This window comes from Terrimonas alba (assembly GCF_042434975.1).
GTDB lineage: Bacteria > Bacteroidota > Bacteroidia > Chitinophagales > Chitinophagaceae > Terrimonas_B > Terrimonas_B alba.
This window is the reverse complement of the sequence record NZ_JBHMQM010000007.1, coordinates 109,908-134,802: the sequence shown is the minus strand read 5'-3', so window position 1 is coordinate 134,802 and position 24,895 is coordinate 109,908. Positions and strand designations below refer to the sequence as shown.

Sequence of the window (24,895 nt, the reverse complement as noted above, 5' to 3'; positions counted from 1 at the left end):
TTTAATAACAGAATGACGTCCCTAAAGTCTTTACTATTTTTTACGGCACTATTTGCTTCCACCTTTCCTGCGTTTTCCCAGGATTATAGTAACATTGAATTTGTTGAAAACAAAGGTCAGTGGGATAAGCGTATAAAATTTAAAGGCGACGTTTATGCAGGGGCTGTTTTTGTTACGGAAAAAGGGTTTACCATCCTCCAGCATAATAAAGAAGACTACGCTAATTTCCAGGCATTAACTGAGCGACACAATAATTCAAATACCCGGCCGCCCGGAACCTTGGCAAGACAAACTGATAAAATAATTATCCGTTCTCATGCTTACGATGTTGATTTTGTTGGAGCTTCTCCTAATATGAAGGTGGTGCCTGATAAATTTATCCCTACTTATAATAACTACTTTATTGGTAATGACCCTTCTAAATGGGCGACAGGATGCCGCATTTTCCAGGCCATCACCTTGCAGGAAGTTTATCCAAACGTTGATGTGCGCTATTATACTTACAATGGCAATCTGAAATACGACATCATCGCAAAGCCGGGCGCTGACATCAGTAAAATCGTATTGCGATATAAGGGCGCCGATAAACTGAGTGTAAAAAATAAAGAATTAATTGTAAGTACTTCGGTTGGCGATTTGAAAGAGTCATATCCCTACACTTACCAGTCAAAAGGTAAAGACCGGTCTGATGTAAACTGCAAATATGTTGTGAAGGATGGAATGGTAAAGTTTGAGGTGAAAGGACGTGACCCTTCCGCCACATTGGTAATAGACCCGACATTATTATTTTGCTCTTTCGCCGGAAGTACTGCCAACAATTGGGGCTTCACTGCTACTTATGGTCCTGATGGAAGTTTTTACGGCGGCGGTATTGTCTTTGGCGGTAACACATGGCCTGTATCTACCGGTGCTTTTCAAACCGTGTTCCAGGGTGGTGAGAGAGATGACTTAGAGCCCTGTGATATTGGTATAATCAAATTATCATCTAATGGTGGAAACCGGCTGTATGCAACATATGTCGGTGGTTCGAAAAATGAACAACCGCATAGCTTGGTGGTAGATCCGCAAGGTAATTTAATCATAGCCGGGCGATCCAGTTCGTCGGGAGGATCTGCAGATGATAATTATCCCGTCACGGGTCCAACTGTTGGATCGGGTGGCGGATATGATATTATCCTTACAAAACTGAATGCGACTGGTACAGGTTTAATTGGCTCACGCATGATTGGTGGTGGTGCCAATGATGGGGTAAATATTACACCCGGCCGCAGGGGTTCATCCGACCTGCAGCAAAACTATGGTGATGATGGGCGCAGCGAAGTGATATTAGACGCAGGCGGAAATATTTATCTTGCTTCAAGCACCCAATCTAAAAGTGATAATGCGGCTACTAAATTTCCAACCACCGCAGGCGCCTTCCAGCAAACCTTTGGTGGTGGTACCCAGGATGGAGTTGTTTTAAAATTCAACTCTACCCTTACAACTAATTTATTTTCCAGCTACCTGGGCGGTGATGGTAATGATGCAGCTTATGTACTTGCACTCGGACCAACAGGAGATATTTATGTTGCCGGCGGGACACATAGTTCAAATTTTCCGGGATCAAAAGCGGGTACGGTCGGAACTGGTCCCAAAGGAGATATTGATGGCTTTGTAGCGCAGGTGACAAACGGCGGTGATAATATTATCAGGTCGACCTACATCGGCACAGATAAAATAGACCAGGTATATGGTATCCAATTTGACAGAAATGGATTTCCTTACGTAATGGGGCAAACCAACGGAACCTGGCCGATTATCAATGCGATTTATAATAATGGCAGTTCCAAGCAATTTATCTGTAAGCTGCAACCCGATCTTTCAGCTTTTGTTTATTCCACCACATTCGGCACTCAATCGGCCAGGCCCAATATTTCACCAACAGCTTTCCTTGTTGACCGCTGTGAAAACGTATATGTTTCAGGATGGGGCAGCCTTGCCGATAATGACTGGGCAAGATCTTATCCTAGTGCAGGAACAGTTGGTCTTCCGGTTACCGCTGATGCGCTTCAAAAATCAACTGACGGTAAAGACTTTTATTTTTTTGTCTTAAAGAGGGATGCGACCGAACAGCTTTACGGAAGCTTTTTTGGACAGAATGGAGGCTTTGCGGATCACGTAGATGGTGGTACCAGCCGTTTTGATGTGAATGGTGTGATTTACCAGGGAGTTTGTGCAAACTGTAGTGGTGGCGCCATTTTTCCGACTACCCCTGGCGCATGGTCAACCGGAAAGCCCGGCGCTCAAAGCAATTGCAATCTTGGAATGATAAAGATTGCTTTTAATCTTGCCGGTGTTGGCGCAAAACTGCAATCAGCTATTGGTGGTGTGCCCAATGATACCGCAGGATGTTTTCCGCTTGATGTAACTTTTACCGACCTGGTAAGAAACGCAAAAGAATATATCTGGAATTTTGGCGATGGTACGCCTGATGTAGGGCCGTTGCCTGCGGCAGCAGGCTATACACAAAATCACACGTTTGTCAACGTAGGCACCTATCGTGTCAGACTTATTGCTATTGATCCCGCTAGTTGCAATATCCGTGATACGACTTATATGAATATTAAAGTCGGTGACCTGAAGGCAAATCTCGAATTGAGTTTTGGAAAAACAGGCGCCTGCACTGCTTTTGATTACCAGTTTAATAATCTTTCAACGACCTTACCAATAAGACCTTTTACCGATTCATCTTTTATTTGGGATTTTGGTGATGGCAGTCCGCAGGTAGTAGCAGGTTTAAATAGCATTGTTCATACTTTTCCTGCTGTTGGTTCGTACAACGTTAAACTGATGCTGAACGATTCGGCCTATTGTAATAACCCGGATGTATTGGATACGGTAGTAAGTGTTGCTGCTAATGTGGAGGCAAGCTTTCAAACACCACCGGCGCTTTGCGCTCCTTTTACAGCGGTGTTCACCAATACATCGATTGGCGGACAAAGTTTTCAGTGGGATTTTGGCGATCCGGCATCCGGCGCAGACAACACCTCTACACTTGCCAATCCTTCACACTTTTACGCAACACCGGGGACCTACACCGTTCGCATGGTAGCAAATGATCCAAATACCTGTAACAAAACAGACGAGTTTTCACAAACCATTGTAGTGTCCGATAAGCCCACGGCTAATTTTAGTTACACGCCGACGGTACCGGTAGAGAATACGCCCAACGTGTTTACCAACCTGTCTTCCCCGAATGCTGTTAGTTTTAAATGGTTGTTTGGCGACGGCGATACGCTATTCACTACTTCCAGGGCGACTATAGAACACCAATATAATTCCACAGGGACCTTTAATGCCTGTTTGATTGCTTATAATTCGGTTGGTTGTCCCGATACCTTATGTATGCCGGTCACCACAATTGTAGTGCCTGCATTAGATGTACCCAATGCGTTTACGCCGAATAGTAATGACATCAATAGTAAAGTACATGTAAGAGGATTTGGTATTGCAAAAATGCGGTTCATCATCTGGAACCGTTGGGGACAGAAAGTATTTGAGACAAATAATCGCCTGGAAGGATGGGATGGCCGGGTAAAAGGTGCCATACAGCCCATGGATGTTTATGCCTATACGCTTGATGTTGAGTTTTTCGACGGCACAAAAACAACCCGGAAAGGCGATATAACGTTAATAAGATAGAGCTAAGAGGTAAAAGAGAGAAAGGGTAAAAGAGATAAGATAGCTAGGAGTTATTCTTCGATAAACTCAGAAGAGAAAAAGGAGGAAAAGAATTATGGAGTCTTTTAAAAAAATAGTACCGCTTATAGCAAGAGCCCTGTGCCTTGTATCTTGTGCATTAGGTCTTGCTCCTTGTACCTTTTCACAGGATCTTCATTTTTCTCAGTTTATGAATTCTCCACTGGCGACAAATCCTGCCAATACAGGGTTTATGCCTGAAGGAGATTATCGCCTCGGTATAAATTATCGTAACCAGTGGTCGTCGATCATGTCGATACCCTATAAAACTATGAGTGCATTTGGTGATGTACAAATTTTGCAAAATGAAAACAATGATGGTTGGTTAGGTGTAGGAGGCCTGATATTGCGGGATGTTGCGGGAAGTGGCAATCTGACATCAACCAAATTATATGGTTCCGTTGCTTATCACCAGATGCTGAACCTGGGAAGCTTGTTAAGCCTGGGTTTCAATGTAGGCCTGGCAAATAAGCAGATCAATGTGACCAATTTAAAGTTCCCCGATCAGTTCGATGGACATTTTTTTGATGGTCATCTTCCTACCAGTGTAGCGCTGGCCACTAATAATATTAATTACCTGGACATACAGGCGGGGATGAACTACGCCTACTTTCCGGATGATAATACCTATTTCAATGTAGGGTTTTCTACTGCGCATATCAATCGGCCGCGGGAATCCTTTTTCAACCAGGAACCGGGAATAGATAACAGGATACCCGTAAGGCATACCGCATTTATCAATGGAAGTTTTAAGCTGAATGATCAATGGATCGTAAACCCGAATTCTTATTTCTCGTTGCAGGCAAAATCATATGAATGGCTCTTAGGCGCCAATGCTCATTACAATTTATCGGGTGATGGTCAAAATGTTTTGATTGCCGGTCTCTACTATAGAAGTACCGACGCTGTCATTCCAATGGTTGGGCTTGGATATAAAGACTTTAATTTCACGTTTACTTACGATGCTACGGTATCAACACTTAAAAATTATAATAATACGAGAGGAGCTTTCGAATTTTCCCTGATCAAACAAGGTGTGTTTGATCGTTACAAGGGCAATCGAAGAGAGTCGATGTGCCCGTCATTTAAGACGTATTAGAACAGAACCATGATCTTGAGGATTTTAATGGATTTGGTGGAAAGTTTTTTTCCTAAGGCATTTCAAATAATTATGTTTCCCAATAATCCCAATTAATCTTGTTAATCGTGGTTCTTTTTTTCCGATTTTTACAGCATCATGGATTTAACAATGAGCGAACCTGCAGTGAAGGCGACTCTTACTTCAGAACATATCGAACTTTTTAAGAAAATCTCCGGTGAATCAGCTGTTTTTGTAGATGAAGAATCTCTCCGGCATTATTCTCACGACGAAACCGAAGAACTTAGTTACCTGCCCGAAGTGGTGATCAAGCCACGTACTACGGAGGAAATAAGTGCAATTATGAAGATCTGTAACCGGGATAAAATCCCTGTTACGCCCCGTGGCGCCGGCACTGGCTTAAGTGGCGGAGCCTTACCTCATTTGGGTGGTGTGTTATTGTCAACGGAGAGAATGAATGCCATTCTGCATATTGATGAAAGGAATTTGCAGGTGACAACAGAACCCGGGGTTATTACCGAAACGCTGCAGGATGCGGTAAAAGAAAAGGGTTTGTTTTATCCTCCTGATCCGAGCAGTCGGGGCTCCTGTTTTATCGGTGGAAATATCGCTGAAAACAGTGGCGGACCTAAAGCCGTGAAATATGGTGTGGTGAAAGATTATGTATTGAACCTGGAAATCGTATTGCCTTCCGGTGAAATAATGTGGACCGGTGCTAACGTGTTGAAAGATTCTACCGGTTACAATCTTACGCAGTTGGTAGTCGGTAGTGAAGGAACATTGGGTATTGTAACGAAGATCGTTTTAAAATTAATTCCGCTACCGAAATATGACCTGCTGATGCTGGTCCCTTTTGCTTCTTTGGAAAAAGCAAGCGAAGCAGTCAGTGCTATTTTCCGTGCAGGGTTTACACCAAGCGCTTTGGAGTTGGTGGAAATCGATGCATTGAAAATTACTAGTAAAATGGTAGACAGTTATGCTGTTCCTGTTACCGATGACATCGCCGCTCATTTGATCATTGAAGTAGATGGTAATAATATGGATGTGTTGATGAGTGAGATGGAGCAGATAGCCGAACTGATGGTGCAATATGAAGGTGGTGAGGTGTTTTTTGCAGATGATGCCCAGCAAAAAGCCGAGTTATGGAAACTCAGAAGGCGCACGGCTGAAGCGGTAAAGATAGCCGGCTATACTATTGAAGAAGATGCCGTGGTTCCAAGGGCTGAATTGCCTGCATTGGTTAAAGCTGTGAAAGCCTTAGGTGTTGAACATGGGTTTCATGCTGTTTGTTATGGGCACGCCGGAGACGGTAACCTGCATATCCGGATTCGTAAGGAAGGAACACCGAATAGCTATGGCGATGCTGAGATGACAAAAAGCCTGCGGGCATTATTTGAACTCGTGAAAAATCTGGGTGGAACGATCAGCGGAGAACATGGTATAGGCCTCATTCAAAAACAATACATGGATATTGTATTTAATGATACACAGTTGAAGTTGATGCAGGGGATAAAGAAAGTATTTGACCCGAATAATATCTTAAACGCTGGTAAAATATTTGATGCGTAAAGACTTTTTCGGGCATTCTATTCCCGTTTGAATCGCTGTTAACATGTTGTTTGGATATGCTAAAGATTTTACAAATAGAAATCCATGCAAACTAAACCAACTGGTCTTTCGTTGATCAATAAACAGGTTCATAAAATTTATTGAGGTCTGAAAAGTATTGGGCGGTAAAAGCAATAACAAATAAGCGTATGAAATGAAGCATAATCCGCCAGCTGGCGGACGAGCAATTTATGTCCAAGCGATGAAAATTTTTTATGCAGAATCCGATAGCTATCGGATCCATCTGACCATAAATAAAAATAAAAAATAAACAGATGAAAAAGATTGGCTTTTTTCTTTTCTGTCTTTGTTTTAGTGTGCTATCAGCCTGGGCACAGGATGATGAAGCAGATGAAAAAGGGTTTAAAAAAGAAAATTTATTTACCGGAGGTAGTGTTTCTTTAGCATTTTATAACAATACTTTTTTAGTAGGCGGCAGTCCGGTATTTGGATACAGTCTTACTAACTGGGTGGATTTAGGACTTGTGGTAAATTATAATTACACTTCTTATCGGGATGTTTCTTATTATGGTTCTGATGATAAACTTCGCCAATCTGTTTATGGCGGAGGCTCTTTTATCAGACTATATCCGGTTCGATTTTTATTTGCACAGGCTCAAGTCGAACATAATTTTTTAAGGCAGAAATATATTCCTTCAAATGGGACAGGTTCGACGGTAGAAAAACACGAAGCGAATAGTTTTTTAGTTGGTGCAGGGTACACAACGAATCGTTATGCGGATAACGGACAGCCTTTTTTTTACGTCGCAGTTTTGTTTGATATAGCAAAAGCAGCATACTCTCCGTATACTGATGCCTTTGGTAGAACGATACCTATAGTCAGAGCTGGGGTTCAGGTGCCTTTATTTCAGGGTAGAAATAGAGAGGACTACAAATGATCCAGAAGATCGGAAGGGGCATCAATTACAATTATTCTTTTTTGTGCTTCTTCGTATAAAAAACTTTCTTCCTGCATTTGTTTGATGTGAGCTATTAAATGATTGTAGAAGCCATCGGAGTTTACAATGAAAATAAGCTTGTCATGAATGGATAATTGATTCCAGGTTACCATTTCAAAAAGCTCATCCAGTGTGCCAAAGCCTCCGGGCAGAATAACGGCGGCATCGCAGAGATCATACATTTTCTTTTTTCTTGCATGCATATTGTCTACCACGAATAATTCGGTGATAGAAGTGTGTTGCCTTTCCCATTCCACCAATACCTGTGGAATGACGCCGATTACTTTTCCCCCGTTATTCATCACTTCGTCGGCTATCAATCCCATGATGCCTACATTGCCACCACCATATACCAGTGTGATGCTCTGAGCCGCCATTAATTTTCCGAGCTCAATAGTATGTTGCGAAAAGAGAGGATTCTTTCCAATTTTTGAACCGCAGAAAACCGCAAGTGAACGAATGCCCATAATCCTGTTAATTTGCACAAAGGGAATATAAATTTGGCTATCTTCAAAACCCTGTAATTGCAAAAACAATATTTAACTAAAACATTATTATGTCGGCAGGCTTGTTGTTTTCATTTGTTATCGGATATTTTATTTTATTGCTCGTCGTCGCCTGGTACACCTCCCGTAATTCAAATAATGAATCTTTTTTTATTGGCAACCGGAATAGTAACTGGATGCTGGTAGCCTTTGGAATGATTGGCACTTCGCTTTCAGGTGTCACATTTGTAAGTGTGCCCGGAGGGGTAGGCAGGGAGTCATTTGCTTATTTCCAAATTGTAATCGGTTATGTGATCGGTTACGTTGCTATCGCTTACGTGTTGTTGCCCTTGTACTACAAACTTAATCTTACCTCTATTTATAATTATCTCAGTGAGCGGTTGGGTTTTTATTCTTATAAAACAGGAGCTTCATTTTTTATATTGTCCCGCACCTTGGGCGCCACAGCACGTTTGTATTTAGTGGTAAAAATTTTGCAGGATGCTATTCTTTCAAGCTTTGGCGTGCCGTTTTGGCTTACTACCCTCATCATATTGATCATGATCCTGATCTATACGTACGAGGGCGGCGTAAAGACTATTGTGTTTACCGATACATTACAGACCAGTTTCATGCTTATCGGGCTGATTGTTTGTGTGATTTATATTTTACAGGCGATGGATATGGGTTTTGGTTCCGCTGTTTCTGCCTTGGGTGAACAAGGATATTCAAAAATATTTTTTACCGATCCGCATAGTAAGCTGTTTTTCTTAAAGCAAATACTAGCGGGGGCTTTTATTACCATTACCATGACGGGTATGGACCAGGAAATGATGCAGAAAACTATTTCTGTTAAAACACTAAAAGACTCGCAGAAAAACATTCTCACCTTATCAGGAATAATGGTGGGGGTCATTTTATTATTCCTGTTTCTCGGTGGTTTGCTTTATTTGTACGGAAGTCAGCAAAATATGACGGCCACTGGTGATGCACTGTTTCCTGAGTTGGCGCTGCGTCACATGCCGCCCGTTGTTTCAGTTATATTTATTATTGCACTTATTTCTGCACTATTCCCTAGTGCTGATGGAGCCATCACGGCACTCACCTCTTCTTTTTGTATCGATATATTGGGAATGCAACGAAGGAAAGACTGGACTGATAAGCAAAAGAAATCGATCAGGCAACGGGTGCACCTGACAGTGGCTTTTATTTTCCTGCTTTTTGTGTTGGTGTTTTACAAGGTAAATAATCCAAGCATGATAGGAGTTATATTAAAAGTAGCTGCTTATACCTATGGTCCGTTGCTGGGTCTGTTTACTTTTGGAATCATTACTAAAAGACAGGTGGCTGATAAATGGGTACCCCTGATTTGTGTGGCATCGCCTCTTATCTGTTTTATATTGGATAAATTTCAAAAGCAAATCTTTGGATCTTTCGAGCTGGGGCTCGAATTGTTAATCATTAATGGTTCATTGACATTTATAGGTTTGCTGGCAGTCTCCAAAGAGGCGAAAATAGTCTCTTTAGAAAAACTTTAGATTATGGGAATTTAATTCTATTTGCCAATAATGATCGCCTTCGTGTTTTTTTCTTGTTCAATTTTTGACAAGAAAAAATATTCTTAATAACAATTCTTTTGTAAGGATTAGAATCTTGCTGGGTTGTGTTTATGTGGGTTTATTTGATCAATGAAATTGCGAACATAGATTCGATTAGGTCAATTGTTACGCTGATACTTTTGGCATGTATTATTATGATTGGAGTGCATACTCTTCAAAAAAGATATTTTGTTTTGAAAGATCCGAAATAGCCGGTGACGGCGCATTGATTGGATAGGGCTGATAAATACTGTCAGCCCTATTCTTTTATATGGTAGAGAAGCAGGCAAATTGTTTTAAACGAGGAATTTTACCTTTACCAAAAAAATTACCTTGGATATTATACATCCGGACATTCAGGCATACGCAGAAAAGTATTCAACCGCCGAAGATGATTTACTAAGAGAAATAAATGAATACACGGCTGCCAATCACCGGGAGCATCATATGCTAAGCGGCCACTTGCAGGGAAAACTGCTGGAAATGATCAGCCGCATGATCAGGCCCAGGCGAATTTTAGAGATAGGCACTTTTACGGGTTATAGTGCTCTTTGTCTCGCCAAAGGCCTCGTTGAAGACGGGCAATTACATACCATTGAGCTAAGAGAGCCGGATGCGGCTACAGCTAAGGCTTTTTTCGATCGCTCCCTTTTTGCTGACAAGATAATTTTACACACCGGAAATGCGTTAGATATTGTTCCTTTTATGAGTGAAACCTGGGATTTAGTATTTATTGACGCTGATAAGATTTCATATAAGGAATATTTTAAGATTGTTTTGCCACAGGTGCGGCAAAACGGTTTTATCTTAGCAGATAATATTTTCTTTCATGGTGAAGTAATTGAAAAGGAAGTAAAAGGCAAAAGTGCCAAAGCCATAAAAGAATTTAATGTGTTTATCGCGGAAAGAACAGATATAGACAAGATGATCATTACGTTGAGGGACGGTTTATACCTTATTCGGAAATTATAGATATTATTTTTAATGTTAACTTTTAATTAATAAACTTTCTTCTTATCTCATGCAAAACATTCGATTTCTCTTCTCTTTTGTCTTTCTTATGGCTTGCCTGGTCAGCAATGCCCAGAACCCTGACATTATCCGCAACTACATAAATACCTATCGTGAAACGGCCATTGCAGAAATGCAAAGAACGGGAGTACCTGCCGCCATTAAGTTGGCACAGGGAATACACGAGACAACAGCCGGTACCAGTGATTTGGTCCGCCGATCCAATAATCATTTTGGAATAAAATGTAAGTCAAACTGGACCGGAGAATCGGTAAAGCATACGGATGATGCGCCCCATGAATGTTTTCGTAAATATGATGATCCTGCTCAATCTTACCGGGATCATTCGGATTTTTTGAGAGGAAGCAGCCGTTATGCCTCTTTATTTGCATTGGACCCGCTGGACTATGAGGGCTGGGCATATGGACTGAAAAAAGCAGGCTATGCCACCAATCCCAGGTATCCCCAAATTATTATAAAGTTGATTGAGACATATCAATTGCAGGATTACACCCTGATTGCAATGGGTAAAATGTCTCCCAAAGAAGATATGATCGCACAATCGGACGGCGGAGAAAAACACGGTGATGGAGTTACAACTGCTTCTGCTGTTACCCGACCGGTGAGAAGGATGAAACAAGCTATCGATTATCCAAGCGGAGAATTTAAAATTAACGAGACAAAAGTTATTTATGCCCTCGCCGGAACGCCTGTTTTAGCCATTGCTGACCGCTACAATATTTCATTGTCCAAAATATTTGAGTTTAATGATTTGGATGAGTCTGAGACCATACAAAATGATCAGCTAATTTATCTTCAGCGTAAAAGGAAAACAGGAAATAATGAATTTCACATTGTAGCTGAAGGCGAAACCATCCAGGATATTGCCCGTGAAGAAGCTATCCGCATGGAGTCCTTATTAGAATATAACCATCTGAAAAGCCATATGCAGCCTGCTGTAGGCGAGCAACTGTATTTGCGTAAAAAGGCGCCGGCAATGCCCAGGCTGGCCAAAAATGAGATCTAGCTTCCCCGCCAGTTTCAATCTGGTTTATAGTGATGTTTAAAATTTATCTGCAGGTTCTGCATGAACTGTAATAATATTGTTCCAGTTTTGTAAATCCTCGAACCAGAAACCCGCAATAAATATGTCAGACGTCAAAGTACATGATAAGTCGTTTGTTACTTATCTCTCCGAAGAAACAATCCTGCAAAAGGTGAAAGAAATGGCTGCTGCAATAAATAAAGATTATGCTGGTAAACGACCCTTTTGTGTTGCGATATTGAATGGGTCCTTCATGTTTGCTTCTGATCTGTTCAAGCACCTGACGATCGATGCCGAGATTTGTTTCATCAAGCTGGCTTCATACAAGGGGATGAAGTCAAGCGGTAATATTGTTACCTCAATTGGCCTGGATGAGGATCTGTATGATAAGGATGTCATCATTGTGGAGGATATCGTTGATACCGGTAAGACACTGCATAATTTTCTTCCCCGTTTGTTACACCAGCAACCCCGTTCTTTAAAGATAGCTACCTTGTTGCACAAGTCAGAAGCAACGGAGTATCCGCTTACATTGGACTATATCGGGTTTGATATTCCTAATAAGTTTGTGGTAGGGTATGGACTCGATTATGACGGACTGGGGCGTAACCTAAAAGAAATTTACCAGGTGGTGTAAAAATTGGGTTGCCAGTTACCGGTAACCCGTTGCCGGTTTGCAAGCCATTAACGAACCTTGTTCTGATGAGTTGTATCTTGTATCTTGTAACCGGAAACCAGTATCCGATAACCAGAAACCGGTAAAGTACTATCTACCTTGAAGGCCGCTTTCTATATACTACTAAGCCTTTTGATTAGCTTGCCTTGTAAAAGCCAGCAATACTATTTGCGTGGTGAAGTAAAGGATGAGTCTGGCAACAATCTTCAAAATGTTACCATTTTACATTTACGTACGGGGTATATCTATAAAAGCGGATCGGTAGGATCGTTTGGTATAGGAGTCAATCAAAAGATTGATACGTTTAATTTTTCATTGGATGGATACAAGCCGGAGAAGGTCGTGGCGAATGCGGATAATTATCTCACCGTACAACTGAAGTTAGCACCTGCCAATCGTACTACGGCAAGAACAAACAAGCTTTTATCTTTTACAAAGGGCATGGCCAAAGAAGATCAGAGAAAATGGTTTGCAGGAGATGAGACTTATGCCAGCATTGTAGAGAACAAATTTGTCAACACCAACCGGTTTCCCAGCACAGGTATATCGCTGAATATTGACAGGGCCTCTTATAGTAACATCCGCCGATTTATTTCTGGTAATTCGTTTGTCCCCCCGGATGCGGTGCGCATTGAAGAAATGTTGAATTATTTTAACCTGAATTATACTGCACCTAAGAGAAATGATTTATTTCATATCAAAACTCAATTGACCTCCTGTCCATGGAACCCGGCTAACCGTTTATTTTATATCGACCTTTCCGCCAGGAAGTTAAACCTGGATAATCTTCCGCCCACTCAGCTTGTTTTCCTGATAGATGTTTCCGGTTCGATGGATATGACCAACAGGCTACCGTTATTAAAATCTGCTTTCAGGTTAGTAGTGAATAATCTCAGGGCTAAAGATTCGGTTGCAATAGTAGTGTATGGTGGTATCACCGGCATTATGTTGAACACTACCTGTGGTGCCGAAAAGGAAAAAATTTTGCAAGTGATTAATGAGTTAACCCCCGGTGGCGCTACGCCTGGTGAATCAGGTATCAGCCTAGCTTACAGCCTTGCCAAAAGACATTTTATTGTCGGAGGAAATAATAGGGTGATATTAGCCACTGATGGCGATTTCAATGTTGGCCTAAAAACAGAAGAGGAGCTGGATGAATTAATATCCCGCAACAGGGAATCGGGCATTTATCTTACTTGTCTCGGTGTTGGTATGGGGAATTATAAGGATTCCAAAATTCAAACACTGTCCCGAAAGGGGAATGGCAATTTTTCTTACCTGGATAACTTCGCGGAAGCTGAAAAAGTATTGATGAAAGAGTTTACTCAGACACTATATTCAGTAGCAGATGACGCTTATATGAATATTGAGTTCAACCCCAATTATGTTAAACAATACAGGCTATTGGGTTTTGACAACAAGGTAGGGGCGTTGAATGATACATCTGCGGTAGTAGAAGGCGGTGAAATTGGCTCTGGCTACTCAATGATGGGGATTTTTGAAATTGAGTCCAATGATGCGGATACGGTGGCCATTGAAAAATTCGCCCAGGTCAAACTGCACTACAAATTGCCAAACGACACAGCCAATAAAGTTTTTACCTATAACTGTCCATATGATTTCATGGACTTTTCCGAATTAGACAGGAGCTACCGTTTTTCGGCAGCCGTGGCAATGTTCGGGTCTTTACTTCGTTCATCATCATTTACGAAAAATGTTACGTGGAATGATGTGCTTCTGTTAGCCACAGCGTCTGCCAATCCCAATGAATTGCTGCAAAAAGAATTTGTTTCCCTGGTGACGCAGGCAAAGGCCCTGTATTCAAAGACCAAAAAGAAAAAAAACAAAAGTGACTCGGACTAATTTATTGGGTCATAGCAGAAAATAAAAAAGGTTGACAGATATCATGTCAACCTTTCGTTTTATTTCGACAAAGTTCTATTAATGGTGATGGTGTTGATGTTCTTCAACCATCTTGGTGAAATCTTCAGCACTGATCTCTTTATCCGTTGGATTTACTTTTGTTTCGGCCCATTCAAATATCTTTTGTGTCTGGATGCGGTTGTAAGCATCTTCAACATATTTGCGGTCCTTCATCATTTTTTCTACATAGTCATTTACCCAGGGTTGATCCTGTGCGTCTGTTCCCATGCCGCCCATGTAACCAAATAATTGTTGTTTGGCAAATGCACGGATATCTTCGGGATCTACCTGGATGCCATTTTCCTGTACTATTTTATCAGTGATCAATGTCCATTTCAACTGGTTCAGAAAAGTTGGGAACTCCTTTTCTACTTGTTCATCTGATTTGCCACTTTGTTCTTCGGCTGAAGGATCACCCTGTGTCTTTACCCATTTTTTCAAAAATCCTTCGGGAAACGGGATAGTTGTATGATCGGTCAATTCATGAAATACCTGGTCGTGAATTTGATTTTTAGCCTGGTTATCCCAATAAGCCTGTATTTCTTCCTTTATCTTGTTGCGAAAATCTGCTTCAGTTTTTACATCCTGGCTGGGATAAAGTTGGTTGAAAAACTCTTCGTTCAATTCTTTTTTTTCTAAAAGACCAATCTTGGTGATCTGAATTTTGAAATGTCTCTGCGCTGCTGTCGGGTCATTTTTATCAAGACCCAAATCGCTCAAAATAGCCTCGAGTTCTTTTTCCTCAAATGCATTGTCTAATTGTACAATGATGAAGTCATTGGTAACTTTTCCTATCAGGTTGCCCCTAAAGTCGGGTTTAAAATATTTTACCAACAGGGAATTGTCTTTTGTAATACCGTTTTCAATGGCATTGCCATTTTCATCTACTTCAGTAAAAATAATATTCAGAACGTTGTCTTCAACTGCTATTGTATCCTGGTCCTTCATGTTGCCATAGCGGTTTTGAAGGCGGGCAATTTCATTGCCGATCATTTCATCGGTTACCTTAACAACATATCTTGTTGTTTTGGCAGTGCCCAAATCGGCTAGTTGAAATTCGGGTTTCATCCCAATTTCAAAATGAAAAGTATAATCAGCAGGATTGTTTACATCCAATTGACGAATATCAGTTTCCAACGGCAGCGGCTGAGCAAAAATGTTCAATTTATCATTTTGCAAATAGCCGATTAGTTCACGGTCAACAGAGCGGAGTACTTCATCAGTAAAAAGGGAAGGTCCGTACATTTTTTTGATGAGGCCGGCCGGCACCATTCCTTTACGAAAACCCGGGATGTTTGCTTTTTTGCTGTATTCTTTTAGTGCCTTTTCAAAAGAAGGCAGGTAATCTGTTTTTTCGAGCTTCACGGTCAGCTTTTCATGCAGCAAGCCGATATTTTCTTTTGTAACTGTTGCCATATAGAAAGTTTAAAAAGTTTAAAAGTTTAAGGGTTTAAGGTTCATCCCGTTCAGCGATTCTGAAAGGAAAAAGTGCTGTGGTCAGACCTTTTAAACTTTTGAACTTTAAACTCTTAAACTTTTCAGTGCGGGTGGAGGGACTCGAACCCCCATGCCTTGCGGCGCCAGATCCTAAGTCTGGTATGTCTACCAATTTCACCACACCCGCGAAGAATGTTTAACAGGTAAAATAAGTTCCAGAAGTTCCAGAAGTTTGTTAACCCATTTAACCTCTTAAACCTATGAAACCTTTTGAACCTTGAAAACGGGTTGCAAATGTAGGGCATTTATTTTCATCAAGTACAGAATTGTCAGACTATTATGAGTTGATTTATAATTTTCTGTAGCAGCCATTTATCTTACTGCCTGTAATTCAGTAAATTCGTTTCGAAAGCTATAGTGTAATGGAAACTGTTGAAAAAACGCCCAAATATAATTTGAATGACGAGCAGGAGCGAAAATTGATTCTTCGTGAATACCGTTCCCTGATGAGATCCCTGAAGGCTAAAATCAAGCCAGGGGACAAGGAGTTGCTTCGTACTGCCTTTGAAATGTCGGTAGACGCACATAAAACAATGCGCAGGAAAAGCGGCGAACCCTATATTCTCCACCCGTTGGCCGTGGCCAAGATCTGCGTTGAGGAAATAGGTCTTGGTGTCCGTTCCACCATCTGCTCACTTTTACATGATACGGTGGAGGATACAGATATTTCGCTGGAAGATGTAGAACGGGAGTTTGGCCAGGAAATAGCCAGGATAGTCGATGGTTTGACCAAGATCTCCAATGTCATTGATATCAACGGCTCGCAGCAAGCCGAGAATTTCAAAAAAATACTGATGACCCTGACGGATGATCCGCGGGTAATCCTTATAAAACTCGCCGATCGGCTTCACAACATGCGGACGCTTGAAAGCATGAAGCGGGAAAAGCAGTTAAAGATTTCCTCTGAAACAGTTTATGTATATGCGCCCTTGGCTCACCGGATGGGCCTTTATACGATTAAAACCGAAATGGAAGATCTGGCCATGAAGTACATGGAGCCGGAGATATACAAGGATATCGCTCAAAAACTGGCCGAGACCAAAAGAGAACGATCCAAATATATCAACGAGTTTATCCGGCCACTGAGGGAAAAATTGGAAAAAGGCCATTTCAAATTTGAAATATATGGCCGTCCTAAAAGTATACATTCCATTTCCAACAAAATGAAAAAAAAGGGAGTGGACTTTGAGGAAGTGTATGACCTGTTTGCCATCCGGGTTATTTTAGATTCGCCACCCGAACGTGAAAAAGAGGATTGCTGGAAAGTTTATTCGATGATCACGGATGAGTATACACCGTCCCCTGAACGCCTGAGAGACTGGTTGAGCAACCCGAAATCAAATGGGTACGAGGCGCTCCATACAACCGTGATGGGCCCCCAGGGTAAATGGGTGGAAGTACAGATCCGTACTAAAAGAATGAATGAAATAGCCGAGAAGGGACTTGCGGCCCACTGGAAATATAAAGAAGGAGCAGCTGATGAAAGCCGCTTCGATAAATGGTTCCAGCAGATTCGGGAAGTGATCACCAACCAGGAAACAGATAGCATCGACTTTCTCCAGGATTTCAAGACCAGCTTTCTTGCCGAGGAGATATATGTATATACGCCAAAAGGCGATGTAAAAATGTTGCCGGTCAACTCAACAGCGCTTGACTTTGCATTTTCCATACATAGCGCCATTGGTGTAAAGACTATTGGCGCCAAGGTGAATCATAAATTGGTCCCGATCAGTCATAAGCTACGAAGCGGGGATCAGATAGAAATTATCACCAGTAATAAACAAAAACCATCGGAAGACTGGTTGAGTTTTGTTGTAACCGCTAAGGCAAGAGGGCGGATTAAGGATGCATTAAAAGAAGAGAAAAAGAAAATTGCTGACGAGGGAAAATATGCTGTTCAGAGAAAACTGGAAGGAGTAGGCGCAGTGGTAAATCAGCACAATATTGACGAGTTGGTTCATTTTTATAAGCTGCAATCGCATTTGGACTTGTTTTACCAGGTCGCTATCAAAAATATCGACTTAAAAGAGATCAAGGATTTTAAAGTCGTAGGCGACAAAATAGAAGCTCCACGACCTGTTAAGACAATACAGGAATTCAAACAGGAGATAAGCCCGTTTCAACAAACAGGCTCAAAGAAAGACGCTGAACTCATCATTTTTGGTGAAAGCAGTGATAAGATTGTTTATAACCTGGCTAATTGTTGTAAGCCAATACCCGGGGATGATGTGTTTGGGTTTATTACAACAGGTAAAGGCTTAACTATTCATCGGACCAATTGTCCCAATGCCGCCAAATTGCTCGCTAATTACGGTCACCGGGTAGTCAAGACAAAATGGGCTAAAAATAAAGAGATATCATTCCTTACGGGCTTAAAAATTGTCGGATTGGATGATGTTGGAGTTGTAAATAAGATTACCAGCCTTATTTCCGGTGATTTGCGTATTAATATTGCGGCATTGACGATTGAAGCAAAAGAAGGCTTGTTCAAAGGAAACATCAAATTATATGTTCATGACCGGGAGGAATTGGAGACTTTGGTCCAAAGCCTGAAAAACTTACCGGGTATTGAGTCCGTAGAGCGATATGATACCGAGGATATACCACATGGTTGATTTGTTTAGAGGCCTCTGTCATTTTTAACGTTAGTAAGTAATTTCCAATTGGGTATAAATATTATCAAAGCCATGGGATTTTTTTCGGTGGCTTTTTGTCGACAGCGTATTTTTGCGCCGGCCAAAAGGTCCAGATAAAAAAATATAACCAAACCCAATTATGGTAGATGTAATACTAGGCCTCCAATGGGGCGATGAAGGAAAAGGAAAGATCGTTGATTATTTCGCTAAAGATTATGATGTTATAGCAAGGTTCCAGGGAGGTCCCAACGCCGGTCATACTTTGTATATAGGGGATAAAAAAGTTGTCCTGCACCAAATACCCTCTGGTGTGTTTCATAGTGACAAACTGAACCTGATTGGTAATGGTGTAGTGCTGGATCCGATAACGCTGAAAAGAGAATGCGAAACTGTGGCTGGTTTTGGCGTTGATCTGCGCAAGACGCTTTTTATTTCTGAAAGAGCGCACCTGATTTTGCCAACACATAGAGCATTGGACAAAGCTTCTGAATCATCTAAGGGCAATCAAAAAATTGGCTCGACATTGAAGGGAATAGGGCCAACCTATATGGATAAAACAGGAAGAAATGGCCTGCGTGTCGGTGACATACTGGATAAAAATTTTACAACAGCTTACATAAAACTGAGGTTAAAGCACCAACGGTTGTTGGATAACTATGCATTTGATGAAGATATTGCGGCGTGGGAAGAAGAGTTTTTTGAAGCGTTAGAATTTCTGAAAGAACTCAATATTGTAAATGGTGAATACTTTATCAATGAACAATTGAAAGCCGGTAAAAAAGTACTGGCTGAAGGAGCCCAGGGCAGCATGCTGGATATTGATTTTGGAACATTCCCTTTTGTTACTTCTTCTAATACTATTTCTGCCGGTGTCTGCAATGGGCTAGGCATAGCGCCGCAAAAAATCGGTGAAGTGATTGGGATAACTAAAGCTTATTGTACCCGGGTGGGGGGCGGTCCTTTTCCAACAGAGTTGGATAATGAATTGGGTGAAGAACTGAGAAAAGCGGGAAATGAATTTGGAGCAACGACAGGTCGTCCCCGTCGCTGCGGCTGGATCGATTTGGTGGCTCTTCGTTTTGCCTGCATGATCAATGGCGTTACAAAAATTGTGATGACAAAAGCAGACGTGCTGGATGAGTTTAAAGAACTGAATGTTTGTACGAGCTATAATATCAATGGGAAGGAAACGACGGAAATTCCTTTTCGCCTTGATAAAGTAGCTTTAGAGCCGGTGTATAAGAAATTTCCAGGTTGGGATATTCCCAGCAGCACAGCAAAAAAACTGGAAGAGCTGCCGGCAACCATGAAGTCATATATAAGTTTTATCAATGAATATTTAGGTGTGGATGTGCGATATATATCCAACGGACCTGGCCGGGACCAGATTATTTTTGTAGATTAATAGGCGCAGAATTTTTTATAAAAAAAATTTGGTCAATTAAAAAGTTCGCTGAAATTTTACACTTATAACCCTAGCTTACTATGGCATCGAAATCCGATAAGGAAAAAAAAGTTACAGGTAAAGCACCTGCAGATTCGTCTAAAGCATCAGCTAAGAAAGAGTCTTCAAAACCAAAGAAAAAAGAAGTTGAAGACGATGATGATGAGCTTGAAGAGGAGGTGGAAGAAACTACATCAAAAAAAGGTGGCAAGGCATCGTCATCTAAAAAAGGTAAAAATGATGATGACGACGATGATGATGACGACGACGATATTGATGAAAAAGATGATTGGGATAAGGTAGAGGAAGAGGAAAACTGGGATCCTGATTTTGCTGAGTTTGATGTGCCAAAATCCAAAGGCAAAAAAGTAACCGGCCCGGCTAAAAAAGGAGGATTGGATGATGATGACGATTTCAAGGTAGATGATGAATTCAAGGACATGTTCAATGATACTGATGATTTCAGCGACGATGATGATGATTATTAATTGAATTTCGTTTCATCTGATCAAGTAAACTATTCTGACTAATTCTATATTTCAGATCACGGACTTCAGGTTATTGAAGAAAAAAGTGTTGAACTGGTTACAACAGTTCAACACTTTTTGTTTTTTGGATAATCATCAGTATCATATCCGGCCTCACACCGAAGAGTGCCTGGCAGCGGCAGGTGTTAAAAACAAATTTGATGCAGGGCTGTCACCAGATCCATTAAATGATCTTCAAAATTTTATTGAGGGATCAAAAGCAAAATGGCTTTTCGGTCATCTCAATTATGATTTTAAAAACGTACTGACAAAAAGTATCTCTTCCCATCCGGATCATATTCGTTTCCCCGAAGCTTTTTTCTTCGAGCCATCTATTTTTATTCGGATTAGCGAAAAAGAAATAATCATCGGGGCGGAGGATCCGGAATTAATCTTTTCACAAATAAACAGCACTGAAATCGTTTCAAAGGGGCTGGAAAAAGTTCAGGTCAACAGCCGGATCGGGAAGGAAGAATACCTGTCAATCATCAGGCGATTGCAACAACATATTTTGCGGGGCGATTGCTATGAAATAAATTTTTGCCAGGAGTTTTTTGCTGAGAACGTTCAAATAAATCCGGCAGAAGCTTATTTAAGATTGAGCGACGTGTCGCCTAATCCATTTTCCGCTTTATATCGCTTAGATGACAAATGGCTGATATGTGCCAGTCCTGAACGCTTTTTAAAAAAGCAGGGAAACCAAATATTGACGCAACCGATAAAAGGTACTTCGCAAAGAGTGAGGGAAAATTCAGTACAGGATATAAAAGCAAAACAAAAACTTTATAATAGTGCAAAAGACCGGTCTGAAAATGTAATGATCGTTGACTTGATGCGTAATGATCTCTCCAAAATATGTGAAGAAGGCTCAGTGCAGGTTGATGAATTGTATGGTATCTATTCCTTTCCACAGGTGCACCAAATGATTTCAACGATCACTGGTCAATTAAAAAATGATATTTCGTTTACGGATATTCTCAAGGCAACATTTCCAATGGGATCAATGACAGGAGCGCCAAAGAGAAAAGTGATTGAACTGATCGAGCTATATGAAAAAACAAAGCGGGGTATTTTTTCCGGTGCTGTTGGGTATATAACACCTTCTGGTGATTTCGATTTCAATGTTGTCATAAGAAGCATCATGTACAATAATTCGGATAGATATCTTTCTTTTCAAACAGGATCAGGAATAACTTTTTATAGTGATGCAGAAAAAGAGTGGGAGGAATGCTTATTGAAGGCATCTGCGATCAAAGAAATTTTTAACACAAAATAATATAGCCCTACTCTGTGTAAAAAATTACCACTAATTCCCCTTTCTGTCTTTGATCAAATACTCCCATTTAGAACAAACAAATACATAAACGGGAATCACCTAAGCAATAATACGCTGACTAATCTTCACTTGTGACATTAAGTCCTGAAAGAAGTGAAACTCATTTGAGTATACAGGCAACAATTACTTAATAAAAGCTATTGGTATGATGTTTGGATAATGGGGTTATTATTAAATAGAAAAGTATGAAACAAATCAAAAATTGGCTAACTGCTACTTTGGCATTCGCCGTACTTGCCACAGGTTGTAAGAACATGAATAAAACACAGAAAGGAGCTGTAATCGGAACGGCAGGTGGCGCCGCTGCAGGTGCAGTAATTGGTAAAGCTGCCGGCAATACTGCATTAGGTGCCATTATTGGTGCAACAGTTGGAGGTGTTACAGGTGCTGTGATCGGTAGAAAAATGGATAAGCAGGCAGAAGAAATCAAGAATGAAGTGCCTGGTGCAAAAGTTGAACGGGTAGGTGAAGGCATAGTAGTTGAATTCAGCAGTGCCGTATTATTTGGATTTGATCAATCAAGCCTTTCATCAAAAGCGGAATCGACATTGGGTGATTTAATCAAAATTTTGAATAAATATCCGGATACAGACCTGGAAATCCAGGGACATACCGATAATACGGGAACCGATAAGTATAATCAAAGTTTATCCGAAAGAAGGGCATCAACTGTCGCTAATTACCTAACCAATCATGGTATTGCTTTGGAAAGAGTAAAGACAGTAGGCTTTGGAGAGGCGACGCCTAAATACAGCAATGATACAGAAAGTGGCAGGGCGCAAAATCGCCGGGTAGAATTTTTGATCACTGCTAATGAAAAAATGAAGAGTGATGCAAAAAAAGAAGCAGGTAATTAATAACACGATAGAATGGCCAAATGATTTTTTAATCTAAAACAACACTAATGAAAACAACAAAAATTTGCGCGGTAGCAATTGCTTCATTGTTAACAACCGGCATATTTGCACAGCAAAAAACAACTTTTGGTATCCGTGCAGGCGTAAATTTTCAAAATTTAAATGGTAAGGACGCTGAAGGAGACAAGATGGACGGAAAATTAACTACAGGTTTTAATGCAGGCGTTAACGCTGAAATTCCTGTCGGTATAGATTTTTATCTGCAGCCAGGCTTACTTTACACCACCAAGGGAGCCAAATATGAGTTGGTAGGCGGAAGCGACGACTTGAAGAAAACTATATCATACATAGAGTTGCCAGTCAACTTTTTATATAAGCCAGAATTAGGTGAAGGAAGAATGTTACTTGGTTTTGGTCCTTACGCAGCCTATGCTGTTGGGGGCAAAAATAAAATTGGCGATTCCAAATCAGATATTGAATTTGGCGATGCACCGTCTGAGTTGAAAAGATTTGATGCCGGAGCAAATCTTTTAGCTGGTTATGAATTCAGTAATAAGTTATCTTTTCAACTAAATGCTGGTCTTGGATTGGTTAACATTAACAACCGCCCCACGGGCGATTCCAAATCAACAATGAAGAATACCGGTTTTGGCGTTTCATTAGGCTACCGCTTCAATTAATTTAGTTGGATTTGATGCTAATAAAAAAGGTTGTCACAGTTGACAACCTTTTTTATTAAGTGTAGAAATTTTATTTTTTAGAAAAGGAGTAATTGATCGAAATAGTTCTTCCTTCAAAGTTTACGTTCGATCTTAGGGACAGGTTTGCATCCGAGGCTGATATTATGTTGAACTTATAGCCTTCTGAAATGTCTTTTGCTTTCACACCTCCGGGAAGTCTTTTATATTGTAATATCGTTTGACCATTTTCAATCCTGTACGACCAAACAATGTTTCTTTCGCCTGGTGTGCAACCGTTATTAGCGGAAGAAATGGTATAAGACCCATTTCCATTATTTGGAAAAACCCAGGTGCTGCCCTTCAGGCAATTTTCATCTCCCTCATCCAGTAAGGTCAGTTTAATATTTTGCCCCTGCGGCAGTCCATCATAAGTAACATTATTTAACACCCAGGTTCCCTTTACATCATCCCGGCTGGCGGTAGCCACTGCTTTTTTGGAAGAAGAGCAGGAAGAAGAAAGAATAATTATACCTGCCATAAAAGGAATTGTCCATTTTAATTTGCTTTGTACCATAAGACTTGTTTTAATAAAAAATAATTCTTGACTAACACAGGAAATATTGTGCCTGATTTGGGCAGCGAAAATAAAAAACCGGTTTATCATGATAAACCGGTTTTTTACTATAGAATTTTGAGATTAATGTGGTGTTGAGGAAGATACAGCATCAGGGTTTAGTAAAAGCTGGATAGATTCTGCCAGAATATCGTTTTTCTTTGTTCTGAAAACATCCATTTTTTCAGATGGCAACCGCAATTCATACTTTCCGTTTGAAGCAATCATGTTATCAAAATCCGGATTGATCTTCTGGAAAGAAGCAAGGTCCATTTCAATATGTTTTACAATCACGGAAGCATTATAACGTCCATTGATTGTTTGGGCAATCGAGCCAGTCAGGTCAACTTTCACCGGGGTGGTATTATTTGCCAATAAAAAATTGGCCGCTTCTTTTTTAGTGAGTGTAGTAATACCACCTTCACCTTCCATGATATAATGCGTTGCAATAAATTTTTTCACATGCTTTCTTGACTCTGCGGGCAGGTATTTTTGCAATTTCCAAAAATCACGACTACCACTTCTTTTGATCGCCGAATTCACATTTCCGGGTCCCCCATTGTAGGCGGCAATAACCAACAGCCAATCGCCATATATTGAGAACAGGTTAGTCAAGTATCGGGAAGCTGCATGCGTACTTTTATAAATATCTCTCCTCTCATCCACTTTACGGTTGATTCTTAGGCCAAGGTTTCTCGCAGTGGCGGGCATCAATTGCCAGGGGCCAACAGCACCAGCCCATGATTTTGCATTTGATTTAAGATTTGACTCTATTACGGCGAGGTATTTCAGTTCTGCAGGCAGCCCGTGTTTTGCCAGGATATTATCCATCATGTCAAAATAAGGCTTACCCCAACCTTTCATCTTTTCCATGGATTTGCCAAATTTTTCCATGTAATCCTCAACAAAACTAAGCGCCAAAGGATTAAGCTGCTCAACGCTAACGCCGGTTGACGTGGCTGACGTAACAAAAAGATCTTTGAAATCTTCCTTTGGATTTCTTGCAGCAATAATTTCGGTAGCCAGGGAATCTTTTAATTGAATATCAACAGTATCGGAAATGAGGAATGTAACATTTAACCGGTTTTCATTCCGGGCAAAGGCTGAAGTGGCAATAGAGACAATGCAGATAATACAAATAAATCCAAGTTGTTTTAACATCA

The 24,895-nt window shown here is 40.8% G+C and carries 19 protein-coding genes and 1 tRNA gene; 15 read left to right on the top strand and 5 right to left on the bottom strand.

Annotated features, from left to right (window positions below; all coding sequences use genetic code 11):
- Positions 1-12: 12 nt before the first annotated feature.
- From ACFEL9_RS19890 to ACFEL9_RS19875, 4 genes are all read left to right on the top strand, one after another.
- Positions 13-3,681 carry a DUF7948 domain-containing protein gene (locus ACFEL9_RS19890; RefSeq protein ID WP_385893890.1) on the top strand — a complete coding sequence of 1,223 codons (3,669 nt, stop codon included), beginning with the start codon at positions 13-15 and terminating at the stop codon, positions 3,679-3,681.
- Between the two features lie 94 nt (positions 3,682-3,775).
- Positions 3,776-4,837: a PorP/SprF family type IX secretion system membrane protein gene (locus tag ACFEL9_RS19885; protein ID WP_385893889.1), complete on the top strand. Its 1,062-nt coding sequence runs from the start codon at positions 3,776-3,778 to the stop codon at positions 4,835-4,837.
- A 150-nt stretch (positions 4,838-4,987) separates the two neighbouring features.
- The gene (locus tag ACFEL9_RS19880) at positions 4,988-6,406 is read left to right on the top strand and encodes an FAD-binding oxidoreductase (protein ID WP_385893887.1); all 1,419 of its coding nucleotides are present in this window, start codon (positions 4,988-4,990) and stop codon (positions 6,404-6,406) included.
- A 314-nt stretch (positions 6,407-6,720) separates the two neighbouring features.
- Complete coding sequence (locus tag ACFEL9_RS19875) at positions 6,721-7,344, top strand: hypothetical protein (RefSeq protein WP_385893885.1); 624 nt, start codon at positions 6,721-6,723, stop codon at positions 7,342-7,344.
- Here ACFEL9_RS19875 and ACFEL9_RS19870 read toward each other — a convergent pair.
- Complete coding sequence (locus tag ACFEL9_RS19870; RefSeq protein ID WP_385893883.1) at positions 7,335-7,871, bottom strand: LOG family protein; 537 nt, start codon at positions 7,869-7,871, stop codon at positions 7,335-7,337. The genes ACFEL9_RS19875 and ACFEL9_RS19870 overlap by 10 nt on opposite strands.
- Before the next feature lie 89 nt (positions 7,872-7,960).
- Between ACFEL9_RS19870 and ACFEL9_RS19865 the strand changes: the two genes are divergently transcribed.
- The 5 genes from ACFEL9_RS19865 to ACFEL9_RS19845 all read left to right on the top strand — a co-directional run bounded on the left by ACFEL9_RS19865 (position 7,961) and on the right by ACFEL9_RS19845 (position 14,082).
- On the top strand, positions 7,961-9,427 hold the full coding sequence (locus ACFEL9_RS19865) for a sodium:solute symporter (RefSeq protein WP_385893881.1): 1,467 nt from the start codon (positions 7,961-7,963) through the stop codon (positions 9,425-9,427).
- Positions 9,428-9,820: 393 nt separating this feature from the next.
- Positions 9,821-10,459, top strand: coding sequence for an O-methyltransferase (locus tag ACFEL9_RS19860; protein ID WP_385893879.1), 639 nt, complete (start codon positions 9,821-9,823; stop codon positions 10,457-10,459).
- Positions 10,460-10,508: 49 nt separating this feature from the next.
- Positions 10,509-11,525: a glucosaminidase domain-containing protein gene (locus ACFEL9_RS19855; RefSeq protein WP_385893877.1), complete on the top strand. Its 1,017-nt coding sequence runs from the start codon at positions 10,509-10,511 to the stop codon at positions 11,523-11,525.
- A 121-nt stretch (positions 11,526-11,646) separates the two neighbouring features.
- Positions 11,647-12,180, top strand: coding sequence for a hypoxanthine phosphoribosyltransferase (gene hpt, locus ACFEL9_RS19850; protein ID WP_385893876.1), 534 nt, complete (start codon positions 11,647-11,649; stop codon positions 12,178-12,180).
- Positions 12,181-12,360: 180 nt separating this feature from the next.
- Positions 12,361-14,082 (top strand): vWA domain-containing protein, encoded by a 1,722-nt coding sequence (locus ACFEL9_RS19845; RefSeq protein ID WP_385893874.1) that lies wholly within the window; start codon positions 12,361-12,363, stop codon positions 14,080-14,082.
- Between the two features lie 78 nt (positions 14,083-14,160).
- Here ACFEL9_RS19845 and tig read toward each other — a convergent pair whose 3' ends face one another.
- Positions 14,161-15,558, bottom strand: coding sequence for a trigger factor (tig, locus tag ACFEL9_RS19840; protein ID WP_385893872.1), 1,398 nt, complete (start codon positions 15,556-15,558; stop codon positions 14,161-14,163).
- Positions 15,559-15,684: 126 nt separating this feature from the next.
- A tRNA-Leu gene (locus tag ACFEL9_RS19835) sits at positions 15,685-15,766 on the bottom strand.
- A gap of 235 nt (positions 15,767-16,001) precedes the next feature.
- Between ACFEL9_RS19835 and ACFEL9_RS19830 the strand changes: the two genes are divergently transcribed.
- The 6 genes from ACFEL9_RS19830 to ACFEL9_RS19805 all read left to right on the top strand — a co-directional run bounded on the left by ACFEL9_RS19830 (position 16,002) and on the right by ACFEL9_RS19805 (position 23,119).
- Positions 16,002-18,254: a RelA/SpoT family protein gene (locus ACFEL9_RS19830; protein WP_385893870.1), complete on the top strand. Its 2,253-nt coding sequence runs from the start codon at positions 16,002-16,004 to the stop codon at positions 18,252-18,254.
- Between the two features lie 160 nt (positions 18,255-18,414).
- A complete protein-coding gene (locus ACFEL9_RS19825; RefSeq protein ID WP_385893868.1) occupies positions 18,415-19,680 on the top strand; it encodes an adenylosuccinate synthase in 1,266 nt (421 codons plus the stop codon).
- 80 nt (positions 19,681-19,760) lie between these two features.
- On the top strand, positions 19,761-20,207 hold the full coding sequence (locus ACFEL9_RS19820) for a hypothetical protein (RefSeq protein WP_385893866.1): 447 nt from the start codon (positions 19,761-19,763) through the stop codon (positions 20,205-20,207).
- Positions 20,208-20,292: 85 nt separating this feature from the next.
- Complete coding sequence (locus ACFEL9_RS19815; RefSeq protein ID WP_385893864.1) at positions 20,293-21,522, top strand: anthranilate synthase component I family protein; 1,230 nt, start codon at positions 20,293-20,295, stop codon at positions 21,520-21,522.
- Between the two features lie 245 nt (positions 21,523-21,767).
- Positions 21,768-22,439, top strand: coding sequence for a YiaD family glycine zipper/OmpA-like lipoprotein (locus ACFEL9_RS19810; RefSeq protein ID WP_385893862.1), 672 nt, complete (start codon positions 21,768-21,770; stop codon positions 22,437-22,439).
- A 47-nt stretch (positions 22,440-22,486) separates the two neighbouring features.
- Positions 22,487-23,119, top strand: a complete 633-nt coding sequence (locus tag ACFEL9_RS19805) for a porin family protein (RefSeq protein WP_385893860.1) — start codon at positions 22,487-22,489, stop codon at positions 23,117-23,119.
- Positions 23,120-23,189: 70 nt separating this feature from the next.
- Here ACFEL9_RS19805 and ACFEL9_RS19800 read toward each other — a convergent pair whose 3' ends face one another.
- On the bottom strand, positions 23,190-23,693 hold the full coding sequence (locus tag ACFEL9_RS19800; protein ID WP_385893858.1) for a lipocalin family protein: 504 nt from the start codon (positions 23,691-23,693) through the stop codon (positions 23,190-23,192).
- A 123-nt stretch (positions 23,694-23,816) separates the two neighbouring features.
- Positions 23,817-24,893, bottom strand: a complete 1,077-nt coding sequence (locus ACFEL9_RS19795) for a lytic transglycosylase domain-containing protein (protein ID WP_385893857.1) — start codon at positions 24,891-24,893, stop codon at positions 23,817-23,819.
- Between the last annotated feature and the right edge of the window lie 2 nt (positions 24,894-24,895).